Below are 26,933 nucleotides of genomic sequence, written 5' to 3' on the forward strand. Positions count from 1 at the left end.
ATGACATTGCAAAAAAATGTCGGCGCGGTGCGCCGTTTTGCCAAACTCGCCAGATTCGGCGCCTGGTTGCAACATTTGCCCAACAAAATCGTGCCGGCGCCGTTCCGCCTGATCCAGATCGGTTCGGCCTTTTGGCAATCGAGGGCGCTGTATGTCGCCGCGCGGCTGGACATCGCCGGCGCGCTGGCCGATGGCGACGCTAGCGCCGAAACCCTGGCCGAACGTATCGGCGCCGACGCCGATGCCCTCTACCGTTTGCTGCGCATGCTGGCGGCTATCGGCGTGTTCGAGGAAGTCTCGCAACGTCGCTTCCGCAATAACAAACTATCGACTTATCTGCGTCTGGACCATCCCAACAGCCTGCGGGCAATGGTGCTGATGCACAACTCGCCGGCAATGAGCCGGCCGTGGTTCGAACGGTTGGAGCAGGGTGTGCGTAGCGGCAGCCTGCCGTTCGAATCGGCGCACGGACAGGCTTTTTACGACTACATGGACAGCCACTCGCAGCGGACAGCAGGCCATTGTGTCGCCGAAACTTGAGTGGCGATACTTCTGTCACGCTTGCATCCCTGGCAGGCCCCGCCTCCCGGGTGGTCGGCAAAACGGGGGCGTCCGACGATCTGCCGCACTCGCGCCAGTGCATTCCATTTGTTCTACGCATTTCCGGTATCAATTGAGCACGTTGAGTAAGGCGCGAAGATTAGGCGCTTGTTACAGTAGCGCTCGATTGAGGAGGTATGAAAGTCGACGATAAAACGGCCAGCGCGGCCTATGCCATGCGTTTCGATAGGGTTTTCGATTACATAGACCAACATCTGTTCAAGCCGTTGTCGGTCGACGAACTGAGCAAACAGGCCAATTTTTCCCGATTTCACTTTCAACGCCAGTTCTCCGCTTACACCGGGTTGAGCACGACGCGCTACATTCGGTTATTGCGCTTACGCAAGGCGTCTTACCAACTGGTATTTCAGGAGCGGCGCAGCATTACCGATATTGGCCTGGACGCCGGTTTCGAGAATGCGGAATCGTTTTCCCGCGCGTTCAAAAAATGCATTGGACAAACGCCTACTCAATTTCGAAAGCACCCGGCATGGCAGCCATGGAATGAGCGCATGCTATTACCCAAACGCCTAAGGAGTCCCCGGATGAACGTTACCATCGTCGATTTTTCAGAAACCCTAGTCGCAGCGCTGGAGCACCGTGCATCACCCAGCCTGCTTATGGACACGGTCAGAAAATTCATAACCTGGCGTAAGCAAAGCGGCTTGTCGCCGATCATCAGCAGTCGGACGTTCGGTATCGCGTATGACGACCCGACTAACACGCCCACGGACTCATTCCGATTCGATGTCTGCGGGGAGGTCAAGCAACCCGTGCCGGCCAATTCGCACGGCGTGGTCAACAAGCAGATTCCGGAAGGGCGATACGCCGTGGTGCGCCATATCGGTTCAACCGACCGTATCAGCGACAGTGTTTATTACCTCTACCGGGAGTGGCTGCCGGAAAGTGGTGAGGAATTGCGGGAATTTCCGGTATTTTTTCATTACATCAAACGCGTGTCTGAAACGGCCGAACACGAACAGGTTACCGATGTTTACCTGCCTTTGGTGTAAGCGGAAAGCGGTCGAACTGCCGAGCTAGGGTAAAACTCGGGGTGCGTGGAGGGCAGGGCCGGGTGACGATAATCTTTGCCATCCCTTGTGAAAAAGCGGAAGACTAAGATTTAGCTTTTCCGATGGCCTCCAGGGAGAAGAGTGAGTAAGCAGGCGTGTCATCGGTGTAAAAAAATCAGAACTGTGATCGCCTTGGTAAACACCTGCGCTTGGTCGACCTACGCCGATTTCTTCCGCAATAAATAGCCGGAATAAGCCACGTGTTCCCGGCCGGCGACATCGACTAGAAAGCCGGTAGTAACGAACAAGCGATCGATCAAACCAGCGTTGTGTGGTGTAGCGGATTTGAGATTCCAAAAAGCCAATCATCACTATCCAATAACCAGAGAATCAAGTTAAACAACTGCTTTCCGTGGCGATGAACGGGTGAATCTTGGCGCCTCGGCCTTTGTTCAAAACCTGAATGAAGAGATCATTGATGAGACTTACGTCGCCTCGTGGACAAAGACAGCCACGGGCCATTCCGAGACGCCATAGTTGTAGCGATTGCTAACGACGGCGGCCAGATCCGTCAACAGAATCGAATCAATGGTGCTGCCAACCATGCCATCCGATAATGAGTCAAAGCCAATGTGAGCGACTTGGACTTTAGTGGCGAGCCACAGGGATGCGGAGTCAGCAGAAAAACATCATAATTTCAGTGTGAAATTTTCTGATAACAAAGAGTGTGTTGTGAAGATCTGGCACCTAACAGGCTGGTTAAAAACCCACTGATATTTCCCCTTACCCACGGTTGCCGTGATTTTTTCGAGTTGAAATCGGTCATGACATCGAGTTTCAAGCGTTTTGCCCCGGTTTCAAGGGCTTTTTATTCGCCTGAAGCCGTCTGTGGACGGTTTTCAGGCGAACTTCACCCTAGGCGGGCGCACTCCACGCCGGTTTCGGCGTGAACATCAATAGGTTGAGCATGCGCGTCAGGTTGTATGCGGCAAAGCAAAACAAGGCCTGACCCGCGACTTTGGCTAAGCCGATGTGACGGGTTTTGCGCAGGCCGCCGACCGTTTTGACCCAGCCAAAGGCTTCTTCGACGATTTTGCGGCGCTTGAGACTTTGGGCGTAACCTTTGCCGCGAGCGGTCCGGCCATCGACGGCACTGCCGGTCTTTTTGCGGGCCACATGGGCTTTGATGTCACGGGACTCGAGTCCGTTGACGAACGCCGCTTGGTCATAGCCTTTGTCGGCACCGACGCTGCCGCCTTTGGGCTCGCGGCGTTTGATCATTTTTTGCGCGGCTTCGATTTCGGCGGTGCCGGTGGCTTGAGTGGTTTCGACATCGACAATCAGGCCGTTGCGATTCTCGGACAAGGCATGGGTGATGTAACGCAGTTTGGCCTCGGTGTATTCGCCTTTCTTGTAAAGCCGGGCTTCGGGATCGGTCGTACTGTGGTGGGTGGCGTTGCTGCGCTTTTCGCCGCTGAAGTCGATCTCGGGATTGCGGCCGGCGGGTTTATCGGGACCACTACCATCTTTTTTGACGAAGCTTTTGTGCGAGGCCCAGGCTTCAATGAGGCTACCGTCGACGCTGAAGTGTTCGTCGGACACCAGATTTTGCCATTCGGCTATGGCCAGTACCCGCTCAAAAAATTCGCGACTCAGGGCTTCGGACAGCAGGCGTTCGCGGTTGGCACTGAACACTGTGCGTTCCCACACGGCGTCGTCGATGCCCAGACCGACAAACCAGCGAAACAACAGGTTGTAGTCCAGTTGTTCCATCAACTGACGCTCGCTACGGACCGTATACAGGACTTGTAACAGCAAGGCGCGCAGCAGTTTTTCAGGGGCCATCGAGGGACGGCCTGTGTGCGAGTAACGCTCGGCAAAGACGGCATCCATAGAGGCCAATACGCCATCAACCAGTAGCCGTAAACGACGCAACGGATGCTGTTTGGGAATACGGTCTTCCAGGCTAACATAGCTGAACCAGCTGTTTTGAATGGCATCGTGTCCGCGCATTGAAAGGCTCCAAATTTAGGTAGCCTATTTTAACCTCTTGTAACCGCCACGATCCTTAGTGACGCTCGATAGCTCAGTTTTTCACCAGCCTGCTAAAAGCCAAGGAATTGAGACGATGAGGCGTTTCATTAGTGACAGTATAGGTTTTAGTATAGTAAATTAAGTTTAATATAAAAAAATCCTTATATTTCATGGGTAATACACTGCTGCATCATCGGCGTGTGTTGCATTTTCTCGTCTTGCTTGGTGCCTTGTGTTTTCTGATTGTTCATTTTTAAATATTTGATATATAAGTAATATTTTTTATTAAAATATTATCGACACTTATAAAAATTTATCTGCACTTTAGCGGGTAGTGTAAGTTTCAGTATGGGTTTCTTCAGGTTGTGGACATGCCTTCATTCGTTAAAAAAACCTATACCAAATGCAATTCTACGCCTGCACCGCAACAGCTTTGCAACCTGGGCGGGAATGGCTTTTGATGGTTACCCTGGAATATGTTTGTCTGCGAAGGTGAGAATCTGATTTTGTCGCTATAGGAGCTGTATTGATGGATGTCTTCGGCAGGTATCGATTGGTCATTGGCCGGCTGTGTCGTTTCTATTGGCTATTGTCGCCTGGGAGACTTTGAAAAACCAGCGTGATTCTCGCAGTGATCCAGTATTAGAAGCCAACTGGACATATTTACCGCCAAAGGCTTCAGCTGAAATTGCGAGGATGTTTTACACGATGCTAAGCGACATGGCGGATTTACGATCCACTTTAATGAGCCGAGCAATGGCTTTTGATTTGATTCAAAAGTACGCTGCAGTATCGCTCGTGCAGGCTGGAATATTACGATGCGAGCTGGCGCTGCGTTGGATTATGCAATGGATGCTGGCAGACTGCCTGAAGCCGCGGTAGATTGGTGGCGCTTAATTTTGGCGTCTGCGACAAGATTTATGAGCGCAAATAGCTCATTTACCAAGCCGTGTCTAAAAGCTAAGCCCACTTTACGCGGGCTTTTTTGTGCGGATTGCTTTGAATTAGCCGTTGGCCGCAGAGAGCTCGACGCTTCGTTCGAAATAGTCTCCCTGTACCAGATCAAAGCCGGTATTGCGAGCCAATGCGGCTGTGCGTTTGTCATCGATTTGCAGTATGAAGCTTCGGCTGTTGATCGAGCTTGCCAAACTGCTTAATTGTTGGAGTTTTTCCAGGAGTTTATTGTCGCGGATGCGGTCCAATTCCAGCGCCGAGATACCGACAAAGTTGGGCGCCGCACGGGTGATGAGCTCGAAGGCCGATTTTTCCAGCGAGTGATAATCAAACTTCAACGCCAATTGGTAGCCGCGGCGTTGATAGTTGTTCAGGCCTTTTAGCAGCAATTGGTAAAAACCGGCATAGGCGTTGTTTGCAGTCAATGTGATGGCGACATTGGCAGTTTGCAGGCCGCAAGCTACTATCACTTCTTCAAAATAAGCGCCATGATCCTCTTTGACCCCGAGTATATGCCGCGGGTCGACTTCCAGAAACAATAATTCGTCCAGATGTGCTTGCGGCAAATAGTTCAGCATGTGTACGGCTCGTGACATCCGGTCGAAATTGATGATGGATTCGACATTGGCTTGTTCGGCCTGGGGCAGGGCCAGGTATTGTTCCAGTTCGCTGCTTTCAATGGTCTGTTTGTTGATAGTGGATACGTTCAGTTGCGCAATGTGACCGATAACATTTGCTGTGCGCAAAGTCTGGCGCAGGGGCGACAATCTGCTACCGATGCAGATCGGGCCGAATATCCCGTGCACCGCGCCGTTGTCCAGCACAAATGGCCGTAAGCCGTTATTGTGTTCTTGCTCCAGTCTATCGTTAAAATATTCGACTAATTGTTGTAAAGGCATGAGTATCTGTCCAGTAAGTCCCTAGTAACTGATGGTTTGCTGATAAACGCAAAGGTTAGCGAAACTAACTCATTAAATAAAACGATAATATTTGAAATTAATATGCCTAAATTAGAAGAGCAGCCGCAAAGCCAGGCATGCCGATTTTTAGGAAAGTGGTCAAACGCGATATGACGTGTAGGTCGATCTGAACGAGCGGGTGTTTCTATTAGTGGTTTAGAAACGGAACTCGTCCGAATAGGGTTCGGACAAGCTCCGGCAAGCCGAGTTGCTGGCTGGAAATGCCTTAACGCTGGATTTTTAGCGTTTGGAGCAGATGGAATTATTCGCGAACCCGAATCAAATCGTGGCAGCTTTTGCAGGTAGCGCCGACTTTGCCGAATTGGGCTTTAACTTCCGCCGCATCGCCATTGGCCGCCACTTTTTGCAACTCGTTGGCTTCCTTAATGAAAGTCGCTTCGATTTCTTTCACTTCGTCCTGTTTTTCGAAGAATTCGGGCTTCAGACGGGTTGGTTTCCAGCCGGTACCTTTATCGGTGCCTGGGCCGTAAAGGCTGAGCAGGCCGGAATTAGCGACCGCGGCAACGGCATTCGCGGCAGCGATTACCTGATCCTTGTTAAAGGTTTCCGGATGATCGGCTGCCTGCGCTTTGATTTTCGCGGTATTCCAGCCCAGGAACGAGTACGCGGATTGGCGGAAGCGGATTTGGTCTTCCACGTCGCCGGCCACGGCCGCCGTCGTGGCAGCGCCCAGCGCCAGTGCGACTATCAGTTTCAATTTCATGGGTTAACTCCTTGTGGTGTGGTAAAAAAACTAAGGTTTAGGTTTTAGGATTGGCCGTAGCTGTTTGGAAACTGGCCAACGGCGCCAGATAATTTACAAAGCCGCCGCTCCAAACGCCCCAGACCACCGTCACCGCGATCAACAAGGTGATCACGAAACGGAACGGTCCGACCGGTTTGATCGGGGAGGGCGCCAGGGATCTGGGTAATTGCTTTTTGCCGGTCAGCATCGCGCCGACCAGATTGGTTTTTTTCAGGCGCTGGTACAGGACAATCGCGCTGACATGCACGGCTACCAAACCCAGTAGGATATTCACCGCATAAAGATGCCAGCCGCTCAGTTTGTCGCTGAGCTCTTTATCGATGCTATGAAACAGCGGGCCTTCGAAAGCAATATCGTCGTTGGCGAACAAGCCGGTGACGGCCAGAAAGCTCAAGACTGCCAGCAAAGCAATAATCGCTATCGCACCGGCCGGATTGTGGCCCACGCCTTGCCATTCGCCTTTCACGTATTCCACTAGTCTGGAAAAGGTCGGAAAGAAACTGGCGAAACGGGCATGGGTGGTGCCGATGAAGCCCCAGATCAATCTAAATATCAGCAAGCCCAGAATCAAACTGCCGAAGCGGGCATGCCAGTCGGTTAGGTTGCCGCCCAGTTTGCCGGTGGCGTAAGCGCCAACCACGGCTATGACCAGCAACCAGTGAAACAGGCGTAATGGCCAATCCCAAATATGCACTTCCACTTTCATTGAAATCCTCCCGGTGGTTTAGCTATCGCGCAGATAAGCGTTGAAAAAACTGATGGTTCTATCCCAGGCCAGCTTGGCGGTGGCGGCGTCGTAGCGTGGGGTGGTGTCGTTGTTAAAGCCGTGCTGCACGCCTGGATAGGTGTGGGCTTCGTAATTGACGCCGGCTTTTTGCAAGGCCGCTTCATAGGCTGGCCAGCCGGCATTGATGCGGTCGTCGACGCCGGCGTAATGAATCAGTAACGGCGCCTTGATTTTTGCGGCCTGATCGGCGGCGGGTTGGGCGCCGTAGAACGGTACGCCGGCGCCTAGATCCGGTAAACGGGTGGCCAGGAAGTTGACGATGCCGCCGCCATAGCAAAAGCCCACCGCGCCGAGCTTGCCGTTACTTTGCGGCAGTTTCTTAATGGCTTGCGCCGCCGCCAGGAAATCGGCCTGGGTTTTCTCTTTATCCAGTTTTTGGAACAATTCGCGGGCCTTATCTTCATCGCCCGGATAACCGCCCAAGGTAAACAGCGCGTCCGGTGCGAAGGCAATGAAATTATCCAGCGCCAGGCGCCGTGCGATGTCTTGAATATGCGGATTCAACCCTCGGTTTTCGTGGATAACCAATACCACGGGGAGTTTGCCGGCGGCTTTGGCCGGCTGCACCAAGTAGCCGCGTATTTTGCCGTTACCATGCGGGGAAGGGTACTCCACATACGTGGCTTTGATGCGCGGATCGTTGTCGGCGACTTGTTTCGCTTCAGCGAAACGCGGATTTAGCGCTTCCAGCAACGCTTCGGCGGTCAGGCCGAGCAGAGCGTATTTAGGTACCGACGATAAAAAATCCCGTCGGGAAATATCGCCGTGCACATATTTGTCAAAAGCTTGTAAGGCTTCCGGGTGAAAGTCTTGAGCGGTCTTGCGCGCCATCCTACAGTTCTCCTAAAAGTTTGTGCCTAAACGCAAGGAAACCCTGGACGCAGCGGCTGCATCCTTGGTTTTGGCGTGGTTCGGATTGTGTTTGTGCCACGGCGTTTGCCGCCGCGATTAATCAGCCGGGCAAACCTGTTACCCGGCCGGTTCATGATTTATTGCGGAACCGTCAGAACCGACAGCTTGGTGACGCCGGCTCGTTCGATGGATGACATCACCTTGGCGACGATGCCGTATTGCACCGCGTCATCGGCATTTAGATTTAACGCAAACTCCGGATTGGCCGCCAGGCGGTTTCTTAGTTCGCCTTCGATGATTTCCAATGGAAACTCCTGTTTGTCGATGTAGATTTTGCCTTGGGCATCGACACTCAAGTAAGACGCCTGTTTGTCATCCGGCGGCGCGGTTTCCGCGGTTTTCGGCAGGTTGACGTGTACCGCCTGGGTTAACAGGGGCGCGGTGACGATAAACACCACCAGCAGTACCAACATCACATCCACCAGGGGGGTGACGTTGATTTCACCCATTACCTCATCGCCGCCGTCGTCTTTCGTATTAAATGCCATTATGCGTGCGCCTCTTTCGCGATTAAGTCTTCATGGGTATCTTTGATATTGGATTTTTTGCCGCCGCTAACATCGGTCAAACGTGCGGACGCTGCCGCCGCTGCCGGTTTGCTGCCGGCGCGTTCGATGATGAACGAGCTTTTCAAGGCCAAGTGCACAAAGTCGATGGCAAAATCGTCCAGGAATGCCCAAACCACTTTATTGCGGCGGATGAAAAAGTTGTAACCCACAACCGCTGGCACCGCGACCGCGATACCGACTGCTGTGGCGATCAAGGCTTCCCCGATAGGGCCGGCGACCACTTCCAAGCTGGCAGAACCGGTTTTGCTGATATTGGTCAACGCCCCCATGATGCCCCAAACGGTACCGAACAGACCGACGAACGGCGAGATACTGCCGATGGTGGCCAGCACCGCCAGACCGCTTTCCAACGAGCCGCGTTCTTTCTGCATTTGTTGACGCAGGCGTCTGTCCAGCAACTCCTGCCTGTCCCAGGTGTGTTCCAGGTCGTGAGTAGAGGCGCCGCCGTCAGTTTCGATCAGCGTGGAGAAACCAATGCCGGCGACTCGGGCGGCCGGACCATCCTGATTTTCTAGATGCGCCGCGGCCTGGATATTAGGCGCGCTCCAAAATTCCTTGTTATAGCGGCGGTTGTGATAGGAAATGCGGAGGTGTTGTACGCCTTTGATCAGGATTAAGCCCCAGGTGACTACCGAGGCTGCGATTAATGTGTTCAGGGTGCCATCGACGATGACGTTGGTTGCTATCTCAGACATTTTTGATCCTCAAAAATAATTACAATTTAAAAGTGAATGGAACCGTGGTGTAGCGGGCAATCGCTGTATCGCCGCGTTTGGCCGGCACGAAAGACCACTTGAGAACGGCTTTAACCGCAGCATCGTCCAGCACTTTCTGGCCGCTGGATTTGCTGACGGTCACGCTATCGGTAGTGCCGTCGGGCAGCACGTGTACTTTCATCACCACTTTGCCTTCCCAGCCGCGTTCTTGCGCAACTTCCGGGTATTCCGGCAGCGGGTTGTGCAGGTAGGCCGCGTCGGCTACCGGCTCGGTGATTTTTTCTTCAACCACCGGCGCGGGAGGCGCTGGCGGAGCCGGTGGGGCGTTGTCTACCACCGGCCCTTCAACAGGCGCCGGCGCTTCCTCAACGACTTTGGGCACGGGTTGGATTTTTGGCGGCTTTAGCGGTACGACCTTGGGTTTGGGCGGTTGCGGTTTAACTTTTGGCGGCGGTGGCGGCACCGGTTTGGGTTGCGGCCTGGTCAAAGTGATTTGTACTTTGGTCTCGGGCTTGATCGACTCCACAATTTCTTGTTCAAACGCCGCGCCGCTGAAGTGATCGACTACCGTGTTGTGGATAAAGATTGTTAGTGCGCCGATTAATAGAAAATCGACCCATTTGTGATCGCGGGTTTCGGTGACGTATTTAAAGTCTCCCAAGGCCACCGCAACCCGTGAATGCGTCAAACCTTCCGGCAACTGAGTGACAGGCGATTTTAATGAAACCACCTCTGCCGCGTCCCAATCCGCGGGGGCTCCCGCCGGTACCAGTTTATTAAAAGTTGCTAAAGGACTACTCATGCCAATGTTCCCCATTTCTTAAATATAAAGGCCATATTCCCCGTTGTGCCGCGTAAAGTAAGCGATTGTTTAAAATGGTGAATAGGCTTTGATCGCTGCTATTGATTTCTAATGGAGCACGAGCTGTGCCAGATTGTCGGATGGCTTCGCTATATCTGGCTTGGATGGCGAGTTAGAACGCTAAGTGGTTTATTTATCGATTGTTTTTCAGGGAAAACGCCGGGCGGTGCGCGAGCGGATTGCTAGGCGTTTCAGCGGGTATTCAATCCCGCATTGCTTGCTGAGCACCAATTTTCCGGAGCTTGTGTTTAAAGGGTGTTTGCAGGGCAACAGTTGTTGAGTGGCAGAGTTGCCTCAGCCGCAAACGACAACTTGCGTTGAGTGTGGAGTGGGCCTAAGTAAGCCGGCGAGGACGCGCTGCTGTCGGCTTGGGTCGCCAATGCCGACAGCTACAGAAAACCTTTGGGTTTGGTCGGAGCTTTTGTCCGCCAGCATTTCCAATACCTGCCGCAAGCTTTGTTAGGCGGTTTGGGATTGCAATTGTTGCCGTTCCGCAAAAGGCATAAAGGCTAACGGTATGTAAGGGCGGGGTTAATAGTTTGCCGGCAGCTATAAGTTTATGCCGTGTTGACTTAGCCATGGCTTTAGAAAGCTCCATAACAATCCGGCTGTACCGCTACCGACAATAACCGGAATAACCCCGGCTTTGTAACGAAACAAAGCCAGTATAGTGGCCAACCCGATAGCTAGAGCGACCTTATCCGCCACGCCTTCAAATCCTTGGGGCCAGAAGACGTGATAGGCAAAGAATACAGCCAGATTTAGAATGACACCTACCACGGCGGCGGTAACGCCGGTCAATGGTGCGGTGAATTTCAAATTGTTGTGAGTTGATTCCACGAGCGGTCCGCCGGCCAAAATGAACAGAAAGCTGGGCAGGAAGGTGAAGTAAGTCACCACGGTAGCGGCTAGTGCGCCCGCTAAAAATAAATGCTCGCCGCCGAATAGTGTCTGGTTCCAGCCGGCGACGAAGCCGACGAAGGTGACGACCATGATCAGTGGACCGGGCGTGGTTTCGCCCAAGGCCAGACCGTCAATCATTTGCGTTGGTGTCAGCCAGTGGTAATGTTCCACCGCGCCCTGGTACACATAAGGCAGCACCGCATAGGCGCCGCCGAACGTGAGCAGGGCCGCTTTGGTAAAAAACCACCCCATCTGCGTTAATGTGCCGTCCCAGCCGTACTGAGTGCAAAGCCAACCGAGCGCACCGCCCCATAATCCCAAAGCGATAAAGGCCAGCCTGACCAGCTTACCGGTATTGAAGCGGGTGTGCTCGGGTGGGGGCGTGTTGTCGTCTATCAATGCCGGGCCGAAATGTGGGTTAGATTTGCCGTGACCGCCGCCTAAATTAAAATATTGGGGGGCCCATTTACCGCCGAGCGCACCAAGCAACCCGGCGACGAACACGATTAGCGGAAACGGTATTCGCAACGCAAAAATAGCCAGAAACGCTAGGGCGGCGATTGCCCATAACCAAGCGTTTTTCAAGGTCCGGGAGCCAATTCGATACGCGGCAAACAGCACAATCGCGGTCACGGCGGGTTTTATGCCATACAGTACCCCGGCCACGGCTGGTAAATGCCCGTAAGCCATATAAACCCAACCCAAACCGATTAGAATCAACAAGGATGGCAATACAAACAAGCCGCCGGCCATGATGCCGCCCCAGCTTCGATGCATCAGCCAGCCGATATAGGTTGCTAATTGTTGGGCTTCCGGGCCGGGCAGCAGCATGCAGTAATTCAAGGCATGCAGGTAACGGCGCTCGGAGATCCAGCGCTTATTTTCTACCAGATCCTGATGCATGATGGCGATCTGTCCGGCGGGACCGCCGAAGCTGATAAAGCCCAGTTTCAGCCAATACCCAAAAGCCTGTTTCAAACTCACGGGCGGCGGTGGATTGCTGGATGCCTGATTGTTGTTCATCTGTTTGTTCCTGAGAGGGCCTTACAAAAAGTGTCGAAAATATTTCCCGGTTTCGATCTGCGAAGCAAACGCGGCTTGCCATGACTTTGCCTGGTTTGGTGCGTGTCTTTGTTGTTTGGCATCAATTATGCTAGAAAAATTATGAGATTTGTTCGTCAACTAATTGACTATCATAAGAAAAATTTTGCAACTAAGCGTTTTAAAATTCGCCACGCAACGGGTATCGGACTATTATTAGTCCTGTCTCCAGGAATGCTTTTGCGGCCTGGTTCGCAGTACGGAATTAAAAATGTGTTTAGCGATCAATGCTTAGATAGGGACGCATTTGCCATAGCGGATTGTTAATCGTCAGGGTAATTTTGGCCGCTACCGGCAGATAGCTTAGACCGAGCGGGTTGGACAAGCGTCTTTAACAGGAGGATTTGTTCGCCGAGCTCATAATGCCAACTTTGGAACAGGAGGAAATCATGAAAGCCCATGATTTTTCGTTTCTGAAGCAGTCCAAACCCATTTCCGCCGTCATTGGCGGCTGGCTGGTTATTTGTGCGCTAAATGTCCTCGCAGATGCGCCGCCGGTAAGTTTTGAAACGCCTTCCGCGTTAATTCTGACTCCTTCGGATCAAGCACTGACAGCCGATGCCACTGATAGCTCGAATCTTTTGTTAAGTAATGCCGGGCGAAGCACGGCAAATCCTAATCCGATTGAAAAACGCAAAAGCCGACCAGTAAACTTGGGTTGCGGTGTCGATGTAAACCAATTCGCCAGTGAAGACAATTCCCTGTCCAGTCGATTGGTTGGGGCATGCGATTTGAAGTTTCGTTACTGAAATAAGGTATCTGTTGGTTGGACAAGATTCAAGTCTGGAAATGCGCTTAGCCGACCAAATGTTGGATTTGCTGACTGGTAATCGCGACGGTATTTAATTTGCGGATTTGCGGTTCGATGCCGTCGAAATTGCCACGAAATTCCATCAGACGCAGTTCGGCTTCAATATCGGCTACTTCCAGCAGATTTTTCAGCAGTCTATCCTGCATTTCTCGCAAGCCGCGCTGCCGGCCGAAATAACCCTCCAGGCACTCGCCCACCAGCATGAATGCTGCCGCAAACACCGTCAATACTGCAAAAGCCAATACCAATTTTGGGACACCCTGGGTTAATGCCGCTATCAATGCGCCCGCCGACAGGGTGGCGATGGTGCTGCCGATCAAACGCAAGCGCACCGAGCCTCGCAAACGTGTGCTCAGCAAATTATAGATACTCAAACACTCCTGTCTGACCAGGCCTTTGGTGCTCATGGCTAAATCGACCAGTAACTGGGATTGCGACGAATTGTCTTGCCCGATTAATTTTCCGGGCCTAAGGGTTTCGGTGTAACCGGGATGCTTCGCGCAAATTTGATCCAGCAATTCCGGTCTTAACCTACTGAGCAGATTGACCAGAGCCTGAATATCAAGAGCGATTGAGTCAAGCATGCATATCTCCACCGGGGCGTGTAAATGGACAACGGCCAATAATAACCGGGCTTTGGCTATTGCGGGCACTGATTTTTCGGCACTGCGCAAGTTTAGGAGAATTGGCGCAAAAACCAAGGAGGTAAGCGTTGTTAAAGTAACTGGCTTCAGTTTTAAACGATTTTAGATTGGGCTGAGACATGTTGATGAAGCGCGATTAAGTCCTTCGACAGGCTCAGTGCCCGCAGGTTGATTGATTCCGTTCGTGGTGTGCATTTTGAGGAAGATTCGTCACAATAGCGACCGTATTTGTCGCTTATGCCCCTATTCTAGCTCCAATCAAAATGTTGTCGCTTTGGAGTCAGTCATGATTAAAAATTCTTTCCCTACATTTATGCGGCCTACACGCAGCACTCGCAGGCGCAGTGCTAAACGCCAACAATTCGACACTTATCAACGTTTGGCGGCAATCTACCTATTGCGGCTTGTATTAAATATGCCGGGAAGCCTGAAACAAATCCGTTCATTGCGTTTTATTATGAACGACATATTCAGTCTTATAGAATTATCTGAATGTCAAATAAGTGAAGGTGATTTTGAAGACAATGAAGGCGATAAAAAGAATACCCTAGCGCATAGTTCTACAGCGGGCTTACGAAAGCGCATGCGCCGCCATCTGGACTATTTATTGGCAGAGGGTATTGATGCCAATATGCCATTATTCGCGAACATCAAGCTGATCGGCCAGACTTTAAAATTAAATAACGCGGAGCAGGAAATACTAATCCTGCGTCTTTTGATGCTCTTGATAGAACCTTTCCGGGATAAGGTCACTGATCTTTGCGTAGGTTGCACCTTGCAGTCCATGGTGGAGTATCTTAGCGTAATGACGGTACGTTCCGCCGGGGAAATCCGTAAGGCCTTGCAGCCTGCTAGCCCATTATTGCAAATGGGTTGGCTCACTATTCAGCCGGGATTTAATGACCTGGAAGACAAATTGATCCCGGCCGATGGCTTGTTGGACATCTTGCTCCGCGACCATGCCAGTACGGATGAATTGTTTGCCAACTTTTATCAATTGGTCAATCGAACCCAACTGGAGATGGACGATTATGCTCATTTGCAGCACGACATTGATGTGCTGCTGCCTTATCTGACAACGGCACTCCAAGAAAAGCAAGTAGGAGTCAACATCCTCATCTACGGCCCGCCCGGCGTCGGCAAAACCGAGCTTGCCAAGCTGTTGGCGCAAACATTGGACACACCGTTGTATGAAGTCCTGTGTGCTGACCAGGAAGGTAACGCCTTGCGCGGCAATGCCCGCTTTACGGCGTGCAATGTCAGTCAAAAGTTATTGAGCAAAAGCCGTAAGCCCGGCTTGCTATTGTTTGATGAAGCCGAAGATGTCTTCCCCGGCAGGCATAGCGTCTTTTTCGATGATGCAGACGACGGGCAAACTAACGGTCATGGCGACAAGGCCTGGATCAACAAGCAACTTGAAACCAACCCTGTACCGGTCATCTGGATTTCCAACCGTGTTGCAACAATGAACAAAGCCTATTTGCGCCGCTTTAGCTATTCGGTGGAAATCGACAAAATGCCCACCAACATCCGCCGTCGTATCGTCAACAAATACAGCAAAGGCTTAAAGGTCAGTGCGCAGTGGCGGGATAATCTGGTTAATTTCGACCAACTAACTCCCGCTCAAATCGAAAAGGCAACGCGGGTTGCGCGGAACACCCAAAAGCATGCGCCGGATCAGACCGAGCAGATTGCTGAGCGAGTGTTGAAAGCCAGTATGCGCTTGCTCAAGCAAAAGTACAGCTCTCAATCAGCGACAGTTTGGACGCAGTTTGACAGGATATTTACCAATACCGACCTGGATTTGGATATCTTAATCGCCGGGCTTAAACGCAATGCGCGCGGCAACTTCTGTTTTTACGGTGCGCCGGGTACGGGCAAAACCGCATTGGCACTGCATATCGCCGACATAACCGGGCTGCCATTGCATATTAAACGCGCTTCCGACCTGCTCGACAAATATGTCGGCGAAAGCGAGAAAAACATTGCCAAGATGTTTGAAGAAGCCGAAGCCCAGGGCGGTATCCTGTTATTGGACGAAGCCGATAGCTTGCTAAGCGACCGCAGCTATGCCCAAAGAAGCTGGGAAATTACCCAGGTTAACGAAATGCTCATCCAGATGGAAACCTTCTCCGGTATTTTCATTTGCACCACTAACCTGATGGATAAACTGGATGTGGCATCCTTACGCCGCTTCGATTTTAAGGTGAAATTCGATTACCTCACTCCCGATCAGCGTTGGTCGTTGTTTCGGCAAGAATGTCAACGACTTGGCGGACAATTACCGTCCAACCCAGAAAACGTGGCTATACTCAAACAGCAAGTCCAGCGGCTTTCCAAGCTTACACCGGGTGATTTTGCCGTGGTCAGTCGGCAAGTCGCGGTGTTAGGGGTAATTCCACAGCCGGAAAGAATGATTCAAGTGCTGGAGCAGGAGTGTAAGGCGAAGGGGGAGACGTTTACGCAGATTGGGTTTGTGCGTTAACAGGTTGTTGAAAAATAAAATTTGGTGGAACAAACTTTCCAAAAAATATCTTTTCCGCCCTTACTAATTTTTTTAATGGCTTACGACCTCGGCCTTATCGTAAATAGCGTTTTTTCGACTCAAAGTGGGGAAGAATTTTATTTTTCAACAGCCTTTTAAGGGAAATGATATGGAACAAAATAAAATATATTACAGCAATGAAGAAGGCAAAGGCTCAAGAGTCACTAGAGATTTAGTTACAAAATTATTTATTGCACTTTCAGAAAACTTATCGTCCAAAAGCTTCCTTAGTTTTCTATCAAGAAGCAGAGTACCAAATGAAAGAGAGTTGTATGGGCTTTTTATTAAATCTTTAATCGATTCTTGTGGAAATGAGCTTGGTCACATTGCTACCGAATTTCAAGTTGTGAGAGCAAGTGATGATACAGAAAGCGAAGGAACAAAAGGTCGTGTTGATCTAATATTTGATTTTCGGTCAGTTAGTTTTTTAGTAGAACTTAAAGTGGGTCGTATTAATGCGTTTAATGACGACAGAGAGCCGAAGATTCGTGCTAGAGAAATATGGTACAAAGCTATTGAGCAATTAGATGAGTTGAGTAATGATTCGGTACATTCCTTACTTCAAAATAAAGTGGTCAAGCTTCCTATCGTTTTGTATTTTTTAGAATCAAGAGATAAAAATAAATCTGCTCAAGATGTAGATCATGAGAAAAAACATCAAACTATTTTTGATTTTTTAAATGATAAAAAGTCCAAATTTAAACCTGACTTCGAGTTATATTCTGATATACCACCCACTTGGACTAGGTTAAGAAAGACTGGGTTAAAAAATGATGAAACTGGTGATGTTGAAGATCACAATAATTGTATCTATGGATTTAGCGTCTTTGCTAAACAAATGAATGACGAGTAGCCATCGTTGATTTACACAATTTAGGCTTCAATGGACACCATCCTCCGCTACTTCGAAATGCTCAGATTCATCCCCAAAGAACCGGAGTCCATTACCACTCCGGATTTGCTGAAAAAACTGCAAGACTTAGGTTACGAGGTGGACATCAGGACGGTGCAGCGGGATTTAAATAAGCTGTCTTCATCAGGCTTGTTTCCCTTCACCAGTTCGGATGAAACCAAGCCCTTATGCTGGTTCTGGCCGAAGCAATCCGCGCGTATGCAATTTCCGTTGATGTCGGCGGATGAGGCGCTGACATTCAAGCTAGTTGAGCAGTTTTTGATTCCGTTGTTGCCGTTATCCGTCAGAGTGCATTTGGCCGATTATTTCGCGTTGGCCGATGGTACGCTGAAACATTCTCCCTTGGCCCATTGGCCGGATAAAGTTAGAACGATTCCCGCCAATCAAACCTTGTTGCCACCGCAAATCGACGTCGAGGTATTGAAGGTAGTGTACGAAGCGCTGTTGAAAAACCGGCGTTTTTCAGCAGGCTATCTGCGGCGGGACGAAGCCGCCAAACAGTACGAAGTCAACCCCTTGGGCTTGATGTTCCGGGGCAATGTGGCTTACCTGCTGGCGACGTTGTGGGATTATCAGGATGTAAAACAATTGGCGTTGCATCGTTTCGAACAGGCTATATTGCTGGATAAGGCGGTTACCGTACCCGTGGATTACGATCCGGATGTTTACATAGCCTCAGGCGAGTTCGACTACCCAACTGCGCCTGACGCCGACATTCAACTGGTAGTGAAAATTTCTCCCTGGGTGCGTAAGCACTTGTCGGAAACCCCACTGAGCCCTGATCAGCAGATTACGGCGCTCCAGGACGGTTATTTCCGGTTGCAGGCTTCGGTAAAAGACACCTTGCAACTGCGGTGGTGGTTGCGAGGATTCGGTGCGGATATTGAGGTGCTGGAGCCAGATTCGCTAAGGCAAATGTTTGCCGAAACCGTTCGATTGCTGGGCAAAATATACGGTATGTAGGCTTCCAGTATGAACAACCTCTCGATAGCCTATCCGTGGAAATCGTCATGCCAGACTATGGTGCTCGAATTGAAATGCTGCGCGGTAAGGCTATGAACGCCGGTTTCGAGTTGGACATGGACATCGCGTGCTTTATCGCTAGGCGGATTTGCTCGGATGTCAGGGAGTTGGAGATTACATTGCATAAGTCGCAAGCCTAACCAATATGTTTGGAGAAAAAGTGACGCTTGCGCAAGTGGAAGCTTTGTTGTTTTTAAACTAAGGCGCGCAATGCGAAAACGCCGAGATTAAACGACCGGTTTTGTCGCATGGTTCCCGTAGATTGTCTATTTGCAATCACTGGAGCTAATAAGATGTCAGATAATCGTTACTTGCGCCGCAAGAGGCCACAGCAAGCGGGAAATGCTGCGTGAACCAACAAAACGCGATTTTGCGTGCCGCCCAAGCCATTGCCGATGCGGACACTCTGTTGATTACCGCCGGTGCCGGCATGGGTGTCGATTCTGGCTTGCCGGATTTTCGCGGCAAGCAAGGCTTCTGGCGCGCACATCCAAGCTATGCCGCCGAAGGCTTGACGTTTCAGGATCTAGCGAATCCGCAATGGTTTTTTAACGAACCGAGACGCGCCTGGGGCTTTTACGGTTCTCGCTACCATTCATATGGAAATACGCAGCCGCATGCCGGTTTTAAACTGTTGAAAAGTTGGTTAGACAGCAAGCCCAATCCGGGTTTTGTGTACACCAGCAATGTGGACGGACATTTTCAAAAGGCGGGGTTTGCCGAAGAGAGCATTTACGAATGTCACGGTTCAATCCATTACTTGCAATGTTGCATGCCTTGTAACCAAAGGATTTGGCCTATTAAAACACTCCAGCTAACGGTGGACAGCCACAGTATGATAGCCCAGGGCTCCTTGCCTTTTTGCCCCGATTGCGGCGGATTTGCCCGTCCCAATATTTTGATGTTTGACGATGCCTTTTGGTTAGAGCATCGTGCCCGGCAACAACAAAAGCGATATCTGGATTGGCGTTTACAGGCCGTGCATCAACAAGTTGTGATCATTGAATTGGGTGTCGGCTCGGCAATGGGCCCAATTCGCTGGGTCGGAGAAAGTTTTCCTGGTACGTTGCTTCGTATCAACCCGAGCGAATCGAAGGCCCCCAAAGGTAGTATTTCGCTTGCCATGTCGGCATTGGCGGCGCTGGCTGCTATCGAGCGGATTCTCTCCGCTGGGCACGGACCGCAAGACCGAGAACTGTAAGACAGGTAAGCCAAGAGTTTGACTGCCAAGAAACGATTATTGGCAATCGAACTGCTTAGGCCAATCCCGATAATTGAACACCTGACCTTCTTGGCGCACAGTATCCACCGCCGCTAAATCCAGGTCTGCATACACCCATTGCGCCTGATTGTATTCACCAATCGCCAGAATCCCGTTGTTCGGAAAACCACGATCCACCGGCGTGTAAATCGCCGCCGCGCCGCAGTTGACGTCCACCGCTTCCGACCAATCGGCGTTGCCAACCAAGGAGGCTTGTACGACATAGCATTGATTTTCCAGCGCACGGGCTTGGCAACCGATGCGCACTCGATAATAACCGGCCTCGGTATCGGTGCAGCTAGGCACCAGAATCAAGGTGGCGCCGCGTTCCGCTTGTTGGCGGGCGTAATGCGGAAATTCGCTGTCGTAGCAGATATTGATGGCGACTTTGCCGAATACGGTATCGAATAACTTGATGTCCATGCCACGGAAAATATGCCATTGCTCGTTTTCAAAGCGCGTCATCGTCAGTTTTTCCTGATAGTCCACATCGCCTTGCGGGGTAAAGAAATAGGCGTGATTGCGGAATTCGCCGTTGGCGTGTTTGACCGGGTAAGTCCCTGCTTGAATGTAGACCCGGTATTCGGCGGCCAGCGCTTTAAATAGGTCCAGATAGCCGGGCAGCAAGGTTTGCAAAGCATCTAACTGGCCGTTCAATGAAGAATAAACCTCCTTCGGAAACAATGATGCCAATTCCATGCAGGCATATTCCGGGAACAGCAGAATCTCGGCTTTGTTCTCGGCGGCTTCTTTGACCCAACGGCGGGCCTTGATTTCAAAGTTTTCCCAGGTTTCCAGGAAGCTGATGTCGTATTGGGCGCTGGCAATTTTAGGCACGGTCTTCTCTCAACCAAAAAGTCATCGGTTTGGCGGTTTCGGCGACGTCGTCGAGATCCTTCCAGGTGTAGGTGGTTTTCAACTCGGGATGTTTGAAGTAGCCGCGCTTGTTCCAGAACGCATCCAGTGGCACGTAATCGGCTGGCCGGCGCGGGTGGTCAAGCGGGCGCTCGACGCAGCAAAAGGTGATGTGTCTGAAACCGCCCAAATCTTCGGCATGGGCTTCGCGTTGTTCGAAAAACTTTATGCCAATGCCGAGGCCGCGGTAGGCCTTGTTCAACACCGATTCACCACAATAAAACACTTGATTCGGATCGTAGCAATGTTCGATGAACGGCTTTTTGACCTCGTCGGTTTCGTATTTCAATGGGATCGCCGTCGACGCGCCGATGATGGCGTCGCCATCGAACGCCAGCACGATGACGCTTTCCGGGCAATTTATATAAGTTTGCAGGTATTTCTTCTCGTACTCGTAATCGCCGTCATACAGATACGGAAAATCCCGGAACACCTCAATGCGCAGGCGCGCCAGTTCCGGAATGTATTGAATCAAGGCGTCGCCGCTGAGGCGCTGGATGCGGATGTCTTTGCTCATGCTGGTTTGCGGTTGAATGAAAACAAAATGTCGGTCGCCAAGCTTAAGGCGCGAGAGACATATTGTATTGTAGGCGGTGGCGAATTGCCTATGGCAAAGGTTTATGAACCAGCCAGCTAATCAAATTTCAATGCAGCTCCCGTTTCGTCAAAGCGTAACAGGTCGATCTCGCCGTCCGCATCCGTTATTTCCGCCTCGGCTAGAACCCCGTTAGCATGATAGGTATAGACATGACGTAATTCCACTTCGCCATAGACCAGTTTTTCCAGCAACATTAGACGTTCATCGGCAGCGTAGCAGCCGCGGAAGTAGGTGTTGCGGTTTTCCAGATGGCTTTCGTCTGCCAGTTCGTTGACCAGTTTCAAGGGTAGTTTTACGCCGCTATAGCTAATGAAATAGCGGGTATCGCAGTTTTCTAATTCCACTTCAATTTTCCCAAGTCAAAGAAACTAATTTCCGCAATATTTGTGCCGGAATAAGCGGGCCGAATTGTCTGGGTTTCTTGCCGGTCTAAGTGGATAACGCTGTGGTAAATCGTCCGCTACGGGTTTTGATTGTCGGATTTGCTACATGGCGGGTTAGCTTGGAAATGTCACAACTGCACCTATGACAGGGCCGATACGCATAGCGCATCAATCAAGCACAGTCTGGCTTCGTTTTTGCTTGACCCAGGTTTTTATTCAGCCTGGTGCCTATGAAACTGTTTCTGGATTGGTCGTCTTATGAAAACGCCGGGATGGGCGACGCCTATGCCGATATTCCCAAGCATGGCGCCGATTTCGCCAAGGCCGTGGCGGTGTGCATCGGCAGCAAGCAATGCGAACGGGATGCTAAAGGGGTGATGTGCCCTAGCTATAGGGTGACGCAAAATGCCGGTTTATCGCCGGGCGGACGAGTAAGGGCGTTGAAGGCAGCTTTGAACGCCGATAATGATGCGGCCTTTTTCAATCCGGAACTGGTCGAAACCATGGCCTTGTGTATCAGTTGCAAGGGTTGTAAGCGCGAGTGCGAAAACGAAGTGGATATGGCCTTGATCAAGGCTGAGTTTCTGGCGCAGCAAGTGCAGCGCAATGGCTTGACGCTGCGGCGGCGCCTGTGGGCGGAGTTACCGAAAATACTGCGTTGGCGCGCGCTCCGGCCTTTGATTCAGTGGCGCAATCGGATGCCGCTGCTGGCGCGTTTAGGCGAAGCCGGGCTGGGCATCAGCGCCAAAGTTCACTTGCCGGAACCTGCCGCGCAAGCATTTCAGGTGCCGGCCCAATCCGAATTAAGTTTGCATCCGGAGTTAGCTGACAAACAAGTCGTGTTACTGGTCGATACCTTTAACTATTACTTCAACCCGGCTGCTGCAGAAGCCGCTAAAAAGCTGCTGAATAGCGCCGGCTATCAAGTACACATCGCCACGCCCTTGGCCGATGATGAATCGGATCGGCCCTTATGCTGTGGCCGCACCTATTTTTCCAATGGTCTGATCGATAAAGCCCGTATCGAAGCGCAGCGCATGCTGGAGGCTCTCGCCGAGCATGTCGCTGCGGGGCGCACCATCATTGGCTTGGAACCGTCCTGCATTCTCAGTTTACGCGACGAATATTTAAAGTTGGGCTTGGGCGAACCGGCGCAAAAACTGGCGGAAAAGGTCTTGTTACTGGAAGAGTTTATCGTCCGTGAGCAAGCCGGCAAACGCTGGCCTATTACCTTTCAAGCCATCCCCGGCGTTAACAGCTTGTTATTGCACGGCCACTGTCATCAAAAAGCCGTTGGTGCGATCAAGTCGGTGCGCAAACTTCTCAAGCAACTGCCGGATTTGAAATTCGAGCTGATCGAGTCGTCTTGCTGCGGCATGGCCGGCAATTTTGGTGTCGAAGCCGAGCATTACGAGCAAGCCCAAGCTATGGCCGAGCTGGCCTTATTTCCAGCGCTGCGCGCCGAACCTGACGCATTGCTGGTCAGCAACGGTTTCTCTTGTCAGCAGCAGATCGGTAATGGCGGTTTCGCCAAGCCGCTGCATTTAGCCGAAGTACTTTGTTTAGCCTTACCGTCACAGGATTGATGCCATGAAATTAACCATCGACAAACGTCATCTCGAACAACTGCTTAACGATCACCCCCGCTTACGAAGCATCAACGAGCAATTGCGTTTTGGCACCAAGGCGCAAGTGCCTTACGATTTACTCAGTGAGGCCGAATTAGCCAGTCTGGCCGGCATCTACTTGCAACACGGTGAAGCCCTGCAACAGCAAGCGGCTTTATTGATAGCCTTGCAAGCGGCGCTGGCCGACGACAGTCATCGCTACAACGTCGATCAATTGGAAATGTTGTTGCCGGCTATTGCCAATTATTTATTGGAGGGCGGGCTGCGTGGTTGGCTATTTCATGTGCAGCCTTCCGGCAGAACCTTGGCTTATCTGATCACTCGCCTGGATTACACCCCACCGGGAGAAGAAGAAGCCGGGCGGATTCTGATCGAATTGAAGGCCAACACCAAGGGTAAAATCATGGTTGAGAGCCTCATCATTCGGAGCAAAGATCTGGCGAACAAAACCATCCCGGAGATTTTTGCCACCAAAGGTTATTTAAAAGAAACCCCAGAATTAATCGCTAGTTACGATGAGGCTACCGCTCGGTATTTTGATTGGCGCGCTCGGTATGGTGAACAGTTTTCCGGGTGGGGCACCGGCGAATATGCCGAGGATCCAACCGCCAGCCATCGCAGCAGCGACTGGACGCGCAAGAATACGGTAGTCATGTCCTCGGGTGGCGGGATCTGCCGCTTGGTCAACGACGAAAATATCCTCAGCGAACGGGCTTTGAGTCTGGACGCATCCGGCGACATTCTGGGCACCTATCTGCGTAAAGCCGGCAAAAGCATGCGCTACGACAGCAAAACCGAAAGCGCCATGGAAGCCGCCAAAGCCGATGTGCCCAAGGGTATGTTCACGGAAATGCCAGTGCATGGTTATATCCTGATGTTTCATTTGGAGTTACATCACCATGTCTGGGTACACGTCGACGATACCCAGCCTTATGTTTATCAGCCGGAGTTGAAACAAAAGCTGATCCTGCCGCCCGAACAAACCGATCTGATCGACATTCTGACCGCGGAAATGGACATGCTGATGGACGACATCGTCGCCGGCAAATCCGGCGGCACCACGGTGCTGTGTGCCGGTCCGGCTGGCGTGGGCAAAACGCTGACCGCCGAAGTGTATTCGGAAATCATCAAGCGGCCTTTGTACAGGGTGCATTCCGGGCAGCTGGGTTTGAACGTGGCTGAGATGGAAAAAACCTTGAAAGATACCTTGATCCGAGCTCAGCGCTGGGGGGCGGTGATGTTGATCGACGAAGCCGACGTTTACATTAAAAGCCGCGCTGATAACCTGGCTTCTAATGCGGTGGTGGGGGTGTTCTTGCGGGTGCTGGAGTATTTCAACGGCCTATTGTTTTTAACCACCAACCGGGTCGATGACATCGATGAAGCCATTATTTCCCGCTGCATCGCCATGCTGCGCTACCACGCTCCGGACCACGCGGATAGATGCAAAATCTGGCGGGTGATGACTGAGCAATTTAGCTTGCCGGTCAAAGAAGAATTGATCGATGAGTTGGCAGCCATCTTTCCCGGGGCGACCGGCCGCGACATCAAGGGCCTGACCAAATTGGTCGCCAAGTTCTGTCAGCAAAAGAAATTGGCGCCGGAGTTGGAGGTGTTCAAGCGCTGTTCGGTGTTTAGAGGGCTGGAGTTGCTGGACGAAGCCGCCTAATTGAAAAATCGGGTGGCTGTTTGCATCGATTAAGGGTGAATCACAAATACACTTAGTATTGTTACTGTTTTATTAAGTAAAACAATAAATTACCGCTTGCGTGTATTGTTGAATTTAAATAAGCCGATATAGTGAATGCGAGATTTCGTTTCGACCGATAAACGGTCCGGGAGGCCAAATGAAGATCGCTAAGATAGGAAATACCGGCATAGCTATGTTGATCGTTGTCATTGCCGGTTTGCTCGGCATATTACCGATGGGGTTGGTCTTTTCCATATTGCTCTTTGCCGCATTGATGCGTGGTAGCGTGATGTTGATTGATAAAGCCATTGATAGCGGGGCACAAGCGAAGGAAATTGATCGGCATTAATTCCGGTTGGCATATTTGCCAATTGCTTGAAGTTTAGGAAAACTAATGGGTAGCGATGCCCGGCTTTACGGCTTTTATGCTGGGATTCGGGTTGTTCTTTCCTGCCTATGGAGCTGTTGGCGTGGCATCGGCGCTTCGGTTGAACGATCAGTTAGGCGGGATTTGTGCGGCCCCTTACGAGCGCCCAGCGTTCATGGTCTCGCCAGCGGCCTCCGATCTTGAGGTATGCCGGCGAGTAGCCCTCTTTGCTGAAGCCGCACGAGCGAACCAGCGCAATTGACGAAAAATTGCCTGGTTGAATGTTGGCTTCCAAACGGTGCAGCCGTAGCTTGCGGAAGGCATACTGGACGACCAGTGAGAGTCCGCGCTTCATGTGGCCACGACCCTCATATCCGCTGAACGCGAAATAGCCCAGATAGCCACTGCGAAACGCGCCGTAGACGACGTTGGTGAGGTTGATGGCGCCTACTAGTTCACCGGTGCCTTTGAGGACGACAACAAACCCAAAGTGGTTGAGATTGTCAAAGCGAGCCAGGTAGCGAGTGAAGGCTGCCTCGTCGCAGGGAGCAGTAGCCCAGGGATGATGAAGTCGACGGCTGCGGTTAGCGGCAGAGACAAAGTCGTCCGCGTCTTGGGCAGAAAGGGGCCGGATAGTGATTGGCATGCCGCCTAACGTAGAGCTAACCGGGCGCGGCCCGGAAAGCAGAAAAAACAAAACCGCATTATAACCGCGCTCCGGTTGAGCGCCATGTTAGGTTTTGTTTGAGTGAAAATGATTTACCAAGCACTTCGATAACACAAGGGCATAGCTGAGCATGATATTCAGAAGGTCATCATGTCTATTTATGTGTATTAGTCACGACTTGATCTGACACATCGACTTGAAAAGATGAGAGTTACCGGTTTTGATAGGGGTGTCGAATCCTTACACAAAACACAAAAGGTAACTCTCATGATCCATACAAACAATCCGATCATTAAACACAAAGCGGGGCTGTTAAATTTAGCCCAAGAACTGAATAACGTCTCCAGAGCCTGCAAGGTGATGGGTGTCTCGCGCGATACGTTTTATCGTTATCAAGAGCTGGTAGCCGAAGGTGGCATTGATGCCTTAATCGACAAAAACCGCCGGTCTCCGAATCTGAAGAATCGCGTCGATGAAAGCATTGAGCTGGCAGTGAAAGCCTATGCGGTTGAGTGGCCAGCGCATGGACAGCATCGAACCAGTAATGAACTGCGTAAACAAGGAGTATTCGTATCCGGCAGCGGCGTTCGCTCCATCTGGTTACGGCATGACCTGGAGAACTTTAAAAAGAGGCTTAAAGCACTGGAAGCCAAGGTAGCCGCCGAAGGGTTAATGCTGAGCGATGCGCAGATTGCGGCGTTGGAGAAAAAGCAGCAGGATGATCAAGCCTGCGGCGAAATCGAAACAGCCCATCCCGGTTACCTGGGTTCGCAGGATACTTTTTACGTCGGCAACCTCAAAGGGGTTGGGCGGATATACCAGCAGACTTACGTGGACACTTATAGCAAAGTCGCACACTGCAAGTTGTATACAACCAAAACGCCCATTACCGCAGCGGATATCCTGAATGACAAAGTATTGCCGTTCTACGAAGCCAACGCATTACCCGTTCTACGCATTCTGACGGATCGCGGCACAGAATATTGTGGCAAGGTCGAACAGCATGATTATCAGCTATACCTGGCGATCAACGACATCGACCATACCAAAACCAAGGCCATGTCACCGCAAACCAATGGGATTTGCGAACGCTTCCATAAGACCATCTTGCAGGAGTTCTATCAGGTCACGTTCCGCAAAAAGCTCTATAGCGACCTGGATCAACTCCAAAAAGATCTGGACGAATGGCTGGTTTATTACAACAATGACCGAACTCATCAGGGCAAAATGTGCAACGGCAGAACGCCGATGGATACCTTGCTGGATGGAAAACAGATTTGGGCTCAAAAAAATCTGAACCAAATCTAATCTG

General features: G+C 51.2%; 28 protein-coding genes. 13 read left to right on the forward strand and 15 right to left on the reverse strand.

The genetic code is table 11. The features are described 5' to 3' along the window. The gene (locus tag ACH5Y9_RS07625; protein WP_445369158.1) at window positions 1-540 is read left to right on the forward strand and encodes a methyltransferase family protein; all 540 of its coding nucleotides are present in this window, start codon (window positions 1-3) and stop codon (window positions 538-540) included. A 197-nt stretch (window positions 541-737) separates the two neighbouring features. Further along, window positions 738-1,613: an AraC family transcriptional regulator gene (locus ACH5Y9_RS07630; RefSeq protein WP_445369159.1), complete on the forward strand. Its 876-nt coding sequence runs from the start codon at window positions 738-740 to the stop codon at window positions 1,611-1,613. 218 nt (window positions 1,614-1,831) lie between these two features. Here ACH5Y9_RS07630 and ACH5Y9_RS07635 read toward each other — a convergent pair whose 3' ends face one another. Together ACH5Y9_RS07635 and ACH5Y9_RS07640 are read right to left on the reverse strand one after the other, a co-directional pair. After that, window positions 1,832-1,978 (reverse strand): hypothetical protein, encoded by a 147-nt coding sequence (locus ACH5Y9_RS07635; RefSeq protein WP_165385956.1) that lies wholly within the window; start codon window positions 1,976-1,978, stop codon window positions 1,832-1,834. 550 nt (window positions 1,979-2,528) lie between these two features. After that, window positions 2,529-3,626, reverse strand: a complete 1,098-nt coding sequence (locus ACH5Y9_RS07640; RefSeq protein ID WP_445369160.1) for an IS5 family transposase — start codon at window positions 3,624-3,626, stop codon at window positions 2,529-2,531. Between the two features lie 603 nt (window positions 3,627-4,229). Here ACH5Y9_RS07640 and ACH5Y9_RS07645 point away from each other — a divergent pair. Beyond that, a complete protein-coding gene (locus tag ACH5Y9_RS07645; protein WP_445369161.1) occupies window positions 4,230-4,529 on the forward strand; it encodes a hypothetical protein in 300 nt (99 codons plus the stop codon). A 122-nt stretch (window positions 4,530-4,651) separates the two neighbouring features. Here ACH5Y9_RS07645 and ACH5Y9_RS07650 read toward each other — a convergent pair whose 3' ends face one another. From ACH5Y9_RS07650 to chrA, 8 genes are all read right to left on the reverse strand, one after another. Further along, window positions 4,652-5,500, reverse strand: coding sequence for an EAL domain-containing protein (locus tag ACH5Y9_RS07650; RefSeq protein ID WP_445369162.1), 849 nt, complete (start codon window positions 5,498-5,500; stop codon window positions 4,652-4,654). A gap of 322 nt (window positions 5,501-5,822) precedes the next feature. Further along, entirely contained in the window at window positions 5,823-6,284 is a 462-nt protein-coding gene (locus ACH5Y9_RS07655) for a cytochrome c (RefSeq protein ID WP_445369163.1), read from the reverse strand. Between the two features lie 37 nt (window positions 6,285-6,321). Next, window positions 6,322-7,032, reverse strand: a complete 711-nt coding sequence (locus ACH5Y9_RS07660; protein WP_445369164.1) for a cytochrome b/b6 domain-containing protein — start codon at window positions 7,030-7,032, stop codon at window positions 6,322-6,324. Window positions 7,033-7,050: 18 nt separating this feature from the next. Continuing rightward, on the reverse strand, window positions 7,051-7,944 hold the full coding sequence (locus tag ACH5Y9_RS07665) for a dienelactone hydrolase family protein (RefSeq protein WP_445369165.1): 894 nt from the start codon (window positions 7,942-7,944) through the stop codon (window positions 7,051-7,053). Window positions 7,945-8,102: 158 nt separating this feature from the next. Continuing rightward, window positions 8,103-8,513 (reverse strand): ExbD/TolR family protein, encoded by a 411-nt coding sequence (locus ACH5Y9_RS07670; protein ID WP_445369166.1) that lies wholly within the window; start codon window positions 8,511-8,513, stop codon window positions 8,103-8,105. Continuing rightward, window positions 8,513-9,289 carry a MotA/TolQ/ExbB proton channel family protein gene (locus ACH5Y9_RS07675; protein ID WP_445369167.1) on the reverse strand — a complete coding sequence of 259 codons (777 nt, stop codon included), beginning with the start codon at window positions 9,287-9,289 and terminating at the stop codon, window positions 8,513-8,515. Before ACH5Y9_RS07675 ends, ACH5Y9_RS07670 begins: the two co-directional genes overlap by 1 nt. A 19-nt stretch (window positions 9,290-9,308) precedes the next feature. Beyond that, a complete protein-coding gene (locus ACH5Y9_RS07680) occupies window positions 9,309-10,112 on the reverse strand; it encodes an energy transducer TonB (RefSeq protein WP_445369168.1) in 804 nt (267 codons plus the stop codon). Between the two features lie 609 nt (window positions 10,113-10,721). Continuing rightward, window positions 10,722-12,098 carry a chromate efflux transporter gene (chrA, locus tag ACH5Y9_RS07685; RefSeq protein WP_445369169.1) on the reverse strand — a complete coding sequence of 459 codons (1,377 nt, stop codon included), beginning with the start codon at window positions 12,096-12,098 and terminating at the stop codon, window positions 10,722-10,724. Between the two features lie 467 nt (window positions 12,099-12,565). Between chrA and ACH5Y9_RS07690 the strand changes: the two genes are divergently transcribed. Continuing rightward, on the forward strand, window positions 12,566-12,925 hold the full coding sequence (locus tag ACH5Y9_RS07690; RefSeq protein WP_445369170.1) for a hypothetical protein: 360 nt from the start codon (window positions 12,566-12,568) through the stop codon (window positions 12,923-12,925). A 46-nt stretch (window positions 12,926-12,971) separates the two neighbouring features. Here ACH5Y9_RS07690 and ACH5Y9_RS07695 read toward each other — a convergent pair whose 3' ends face one another. Then, window positions 12,972-13,571, reverse strand: coding sequence for a hypothetical protein (locus ACH5Y9_RS07695; RefSeq protein WP_033158672.1), 600 nt, complete (start codon window positions 13,569-13,571; stop codon window positions 12,972-12,974). 643 nt (window positions 13,572-14,214) lie between these two features. Here ACH5Y9_RS07695 and ACH5Y9_RS07700 point away from each other — a divergent pair. The 5 genes from ACH5Y9_RS07700 (at window position 14,215) to ACH5Y9_RS07720 (ending at window position 19,313) form a co-directional block, all read left to right on the forward strand. Next, window positions 14,215-16,116, forward strand: a complete 1,902-nt coding sequence (locus tag ACH5Y9_RS07700) for an AAA family ATPase (protein ID WP_445369171.1) — start codon at window positions 14,215-14,217, stop codon at window positions 16,114-16,116. A gap of 169 nt (window positions 16,117-16,285) precedes the next feature. Further along, the gene (locus tag ACH5Y9_RS07705) at window positions 16,286-17,029 is read left to right on the forward strand and encodes a hypothetical protein (RefSeq protein ID WP_445369172.1); all 744 of its coding nucleotides are present in this window, start codon (window positions 16,286-16,288) and stop codon (window positions 17,027-17,029) included. A 30-nt stretch (window positions 17,030-17,059) separates the two neighbouring features. Further along, a complete protein-coding gene (locus tag ACH5Y9_RS07710) occupies window positions 17,060-18,052 on the forward strand; it encodes a helix-turn-helix transcriptional regulator (protein WP_445369173.1) in 993 nt (330 codons plus the stop codon). Window positions 18,053-18,099: 47 nt separating this feature from the next. Then, window positions 18,100-18,252: a DnaA ATPase domain-containing protein gene (locus ACH5Y9_RS07715; RefSeq protein ID WP_084153422.1), complete on the forward strand. Its 153-nt coding sequence runs from the start codon at window positions 18,100-18,102 to the stop codon at window positions 18,250-18,252. Window positions 18,253-18,461: 209 nt separating this feature from the next. Continuing rightward, on the forward strand, window positions 18,462-19,313 hold the full coding sequence (locus ACH5Y9_RS07720; protein WP_445369174.1) for an SIR2 family NAD-dependent protein deacylase: 852 nt from the start codon (window positions 18,462-18,464) through the stop codon (window positions 19,311-19,313). A 36-nt stretch (window positions 19,314-19,349) separates the two neighbouring features. On the opposite strand, the gene ACH5Y9_RS07725 is transcribed toward ACH5Y9_RS07720, so the two are convergent. The 3 genes from ACH5Y9_RS07725 to ACH5Y9_RS07735 all read right to left on the reverse strand — a co-directional run bounded on the left by ACH5Y9_RS07725 (window position 19,350) and on the right by ACH5Y9_RS07735 (window position 21,230). Then, entirely contained in the window at window positions 19,350-20,210 is an 861-nt protein-coding gene (locus ACH5Y9_RS07725; RefSeq protein ID WP_445369175.1) for a carbon-nitrogen hydrolase family protein, read from the reverse strand. Then, complete coding sequence (locus tag ACH5Y9_RS07730; protein WP_445369176.1) at window positions 20,203-20,805, reverse strand: GNAT family N-acetyltransferase; 603 nt, start codon at window positions 20,803-20,805, stop codon at window positions 20,203-20,205. The genes ACH5Y9_RS07725 and ACH5Y9_RS07730 overlap by 8 nt, the downstream gene beginning before the upstream one ends. A gap of 116 nt (window positions 20,806-20,921) precedes the next feature. Continuing rightward, window positions 20,922-21,230 carry a DUF6156 family protein gene (locus ACH5Y9_RS07735; protein ID WP_033158667.1) on the reverse strand — a complete coding sequence of 103 codons (309 nt, stop codon included), beginning with the start codon at window positions 21,228-21,230 and terminating at the stop codon, window positions 20,922-20,924. A gap of 269 nt (window positions 21,231-21,499) precedes the next feature. Here ACH5Y9_RS07735 and ACH5Y9_RS07740 point away from each other — a divergent pair, with 269 nt between their 5' ends. The 3 genes from ACH5Y9_RS07740 (at window position 21,500) to ACH5Y9_RS07750 (ending at window position 24,936) form a co-directional block, all read left to right on the forward strand. Beyond that, the gene (locus ACH5Y9_RS07740) at window positions 21,500-22,855 is read left to right on the forward strand and encodes a (Fe-S)-binding protein (RefSeq protein ID WP_445369177.1); all 1,356 of its coding nucleotides are present in this window, start codon (window positions 21,500-21,502) and stop codon (window positions 22,853-22,855) included. Window positions 22,856-22,859: 4 nt separating this feature from the next. Continuing rightward, on the forward strand, window positions 22,860-24,566 hold the full coding sequence (locus ACH5Y9_RS07745) for an AAA family ATPase (RefSeq protein ID WP_445369178.1): 1,707 nt from the start codon (window positions 22,860-22,862) through the stop codon (window positions 24,564-24,566). Window positions 24,567-24,744: 178 nt separating this feature from the next. Next, complete coding sequence (locus ACH5Y9_RS07750) at window positions 24,745-24,936, forward strand: hypothetical protein (protein ID WP_033158664.1); 192 nt, start codon at window positions 24,745-24,747, stop codon at window positions 24,934-24,936. 151 nt (window positions 24,937-25,087) lie between these two features. Here the strand turns inward: ACH5Y9_RS07750 and ACH5Y9_RS07755 are convergent, their stop codons facing one another. Beyond that, the gene (locus ACH5Y9_RS07755) at window positions 25,088-25,600 is read right to left on the reverse strand and encodes a GNAT family N-acetyltransferase (protein WP_445369179.1); all 513 of its coding nucleotides are present in this window, start codon (window positions 25,598-25,600) and stop codon (window positions 25,088-25,090) included. Window positions 25,601-25,888: 288 nt separating this feature from the next. On the opposite strand from ACH5Y9_RS07755, the gene ACH5Y9_RS07760 reads away from it, so the two are divergent. Then, the gene (locus ACH5Y9_RS07760; RefSeq protein ID WP_445366359.1) at window positions 25,889-26,929 is read left to right on the forward strand and encodes an IS481 family transposase; all 1,041 of its coding nucleotides are present in this window, start codon (window positions 25,889-25,891) and stop codon (window positions 26,927-26,929) included. Window positions 26,930-26,933: the final 4 nt, after the last annotated feature.

This window comes from Methylomonas sp. BW4-1, assembly GCF_052474385.1.

Bases quoted from the DNA above. Each gene is read 5' to 3' on its own strand.
- ACH5Y9_RS07690 (WP_445369170.1), top strand. From the start codon at position 12,566: ATGAAAGCCCATGATTTTTCGTTTCTGAAGCAGTCCAAACCCATTTCC.
- ACH5Y9_RS07705 (WP_445369172.1), top strand. From the start codon at position 16,286: ATGGAACAAAATAAAATATATTACAGCAATGAAGAAGGCAAAGGCTCA.
- ACH5Y9_RS07640 (WP_445369160.1), bottom strand. From the start codon at position 3,626: ATGCGCGGACACGATGCCATTCAAAACAGCTGGTTCAGCTATGTTAGC.
- ACH5Y9_RS07740 (WP_445369177.1), top strand. From the start codon at position 21,500: ATGAAACTGTTTCTGGATTGGTCGTCTTATGAAAACGCCGGGATGGGC.
- chrA (WP_445369169.1), bottom strand. From the start codon at position 12,098: ATGAACAACAATCAGGCATCCAGCAATCCACCGCCGCCCGTGAGTTTG.
- ACH5Y9_RS07730 (WP_445369176.1), bottom strand. From the start codon at position 20,805: ATGAGCAAAGACATCCGCATCCAGCGCCTCAGCGGCGACGCCTTGATT.
- ACH5Y9_RS07715 (WP_084153422.1), top strand. From the start codon at position 18,100: ATGCCAGACTATGGTGCTCGAATTGAAATGCTGCGCGGTAAGGCTATG.
- ACH5Y9_RS07665 (WP_445369165.1), bottom strand. From the start codon at position 7,944: ATGGCGCGCAAGACCGCTCAAGACTTTCACCCGGAAGCCTTACAAGCT.
- ACH5Y9_RS07750 (WP_033158664.1), top strand. From the start codon at position 24,745: ATGAAGATCGCTAAGATAGGAAATACCGGCATAGCTATGTTGATCGTT.
- ACH5Y9_RS07700 (WP_445369171.1), top strand. From the start codon at position 14,215: ATGCGCCGCCATCTGGACTATTTATTGGCAGAGGGTATTGATGCCAAT.
- ACH5Y9_RS07680 (WP_445369168.1), bottom strand. From the start codon at position 10,112: ATGAGTAGTCCTTTAGCAACTTTTAATAAACTGGTACCGGCGGGAGCC.
- ACH5Y9_RS07655 (WP_445369163.1), bottom strand. From the start codon at position 6,284: ATGAAATTGAAACTGATAGTCGCACTGGCGCTGGGCGCTGCCACGACG.
- ACH5Y9_RS07630 (WP_445369159.1), top strand. From the start codon at position 738: ATGAAAGTCGACGATAAAACGGCCAGCGCGGCCTATGCCATGCGTTTC.
- ACH5Y9_RS07625 (WP_445369158.1), top strand. From the start codon at position 1: ATGACATTGCAAAAAAATGTCGGCGCGGTGCGCCGTTTTGCCAAACTC.
- ACH5Y9_RS07650 (WP_445369162.1), bottom strand. From the start codon at position 5,500: ATGCCTTTACAACAATTAGTCGAATATTTTAACGATAGACTGGAGCAA.
- ACH5Y9_RS07745 (WP_445369178.1), top strand. From the start codon at position 22,860: ATGAAATTAACCATCGACAAACGTCATCTCGAACAACTGCTTAACGAT.
- ACH5Y9_RS07695 (WP_033158672.1), bottom strand. From the start codon at position 13,571: ATGCTTGACTCAATCGCTCTTGATATTCAGGCTCTGGTCAATCTGCTC.
- ACH5Y9_RS07755 (WP_445369179.1), bottom strand. From the start codon at position 25,600: ATGCCAATCACTATCCGGCCCCTTTCTGCCCAAGACGCGGACGACTTT.
- ACH5Y9_RS07760 (WP_445366359.1), top strand. From the start codon at position 25,889: ATGATCCATACAAACAATCCGATCATTAAACACAAAGCGGGGCTGTTA.
- ACH5Y9_RS07710 (WP_445369173.1), top strand. From the start codon at position 17,060: ATGGACACCATCCTCCGCTACTTCGAAATGCTCAGATTCATCCCCAAA.
- ACH5Y9_RS07660 (WP_445369164.1), bottom strand. From the start codon at position 7,032: ATGAAAGTGGAAGTGCATATTTGGGATTGGCCATTACGCCTGTTTCAC.
- ACH5Y9_RS07670 (WP_445369166.1), bottom strand. From the start codon at position 8,513: ATGGCATTTAATACGAAAGACGACGGCGGCGATGAGGTAATGGGTGAA.
- ACH5Y9_RS07675 (WP_445369167.1), bottom strand. From the start codon at position 9,289: ATGTCTGAGATAGCAACCAACGTCATCGTCGATGGCACCCTGAACACA.